Source organism: Synechococcus sp. R55.8 (assembly GCF_047461895.1).
Taxonomy (GTDB): Bacteria; Cyanobacteriota; Cyanobacteriia; order Thermostichales; family Thermostichaceae; genus Thermostichus.
Genome location: NZ_JANSIB010000083.1, coordinates 12,288 through 14,107 on the forward strand (window position 1 = coordinate 12,288; position 1,820 = coordinate 14,107).

At 58.2% G+C, this 1,820-nt stretch carries 1 protein-coding gene; it reads left to right on the forward strand.

Annotated elements, in window-relative coordinates; genetic code table 11:
• Positions 1 to 166 precede the first annotated feature (166 nt).
• Positions 167 to 1,771 (forward strand): NAD(P)H-quinone oxidoreductase subunit 4, encoded by a 1,605-nt coding sequence (locus NW829_RS09150; RefSeq protein ID WP_414416927.1) that lies wholly within the window; start codon positions 167 to 169, stop codon positions 1,769 to 1,771.
• Positions 1,772 to 1,820 lie beyond the last annotated feature (49 nt).

The window sequence follows — 1,820 nt, forward strand, 5'->3', positions numbered from 1 at the left end:
TGCATCTGCTCCATCCCAGGGATCCCAACGCAAAGGGAGAGGGAGCCTTAAGATAATCCTGTAGATTTGCTAAGCATAGATACTCAAGGGCGATTCTGGTAAAGGGCTGTCGGATTGCAGCCGGCAGGGATCCCCCTGATGGTATGGCACAAGCGAGGTTACATCCATGGCGCTGCCCAGCTTGCACGAGTTTCCTTGGCTGACCACGGTCATCGCTTACCCTGTGTTGGCCGCCCTATTTATTCCCCTGATCCCAGCACCGGCTGGGGATCCCAGTACCCGCGCCTACGCACAAAAGTTGGCCGAGCGGATCCGCTGGTTTGCTTTGTTCATTGCGGTCACGGATCTGCTGATTCTGCTGGCCGGCTTCTATGTCGGCTACGATCCCGGCCAGACGGGCTTGCAACTGCTGGAGCGCTACACCTGGGTACCCCAAGTGGGCTTGAGTTGGTCGGTGGGGGCTGATGGCCTCTCCATGCCCCTGATCCTGCTCACGGCGTTTATCACTACCCTAGCCATCTTGGCCGCTTGGCCGGTCACCCTCAAACCTCGCCTCTTCTACTTTTTGATGCTGGCCATGTATGGCGGGCAGATCGGGGTGTTTGCCGTGCAGGACATGTTGCTGTTTTTCCTGATGTGGGAATTGGAGCTGATCCCGGTGTACTTGCTCCTCTCCATTTGGGGGGGATACAACCGCCTGTATGCGGCCACCAAGTTCATCCTCTACACGGCTCTCAGCTCCCTGTTTATCCTGGTGGCAGGTCTGGCCATGGCCTTCTACGGGGATCCCATCAGCTTTGACATGACGGATCTGGCCCACAAGACCTATCCACTCACCTTCCAACTGCTGATGTATGGGGCCTTCCTCATTGCCTATGGGGTGAAGCTGCCCATTTTCCCCTTGCACACTTGGCTGCCCGATGCCCACGGCGAGGCCACTGCGCCGGTGCACATGTTGCTGGCCGGGATCCTGCTCAAGATGGGGGGCTATGCCCTGATGCGCATGAATGCGGGCATGCTGCCGGATGCTCATCTTTACTTTGCGCCAGTGCTGATCGTGCTGGGGGTGGTGAACATCATCTTTGCCGCCCTCACCTCTTTTGCCCAGCGCAACCTGAAACGGAAGATCGCCTACTCTTCCATCAGCCACATGGGCTTCGTGCTCATCGGTATCGGATCCCTGACGGAGATCGGCATGAGCGGCGCCATGCTGCAGATGATCTCCCACGGGCTGATCGGGGCCAGCCTGTTCTTTTTGGTGGGGGCCACCTACGACCGCACCCATACGCTGGAGCTGGAGGAAATGGGCGGCGTTGGCCTGAAGATGCCCAAGATCTTCTCCATGTTCACCGCCTGCTCCCTGGCTTCGCTAGCCCTACCCGGCATGAGCGGCTTTGTGGCCGAGATCATGGTGTTTATCGGCATGGCCACCACCGATGCCTACTCTCTCCCCTTCCGGTTGGTGGTGGTTTTCCTGGCAGCAGTTGGGGTGATCCTGACCCCCATCTACCTGCTGTCGATGTTGCGGCAGATTTTCTTTGGCCCAGAGAACAAAGAGCTCACCGAACACGAAGAATTGGTAGATGCTGAGCCACGCGAGGTGTTCATCATCGCCTGCCTGTTGATCCCCATCATTGGCATTGGGCTCTACCCCAAGCTGGTGACCAGCCTCTACGACCAATCCACTAACGCTTTGGTGGCGCTGCTGCGGCAGGAGCTGCCTCAAACTGGTGAGACGGTTGCCCAAGCTCCTGCCCTCTACAACAAGTAAACTACCCGACCCTGACTGCTTCGCAGTACAGGGCGGGCTTTCGGTAGCC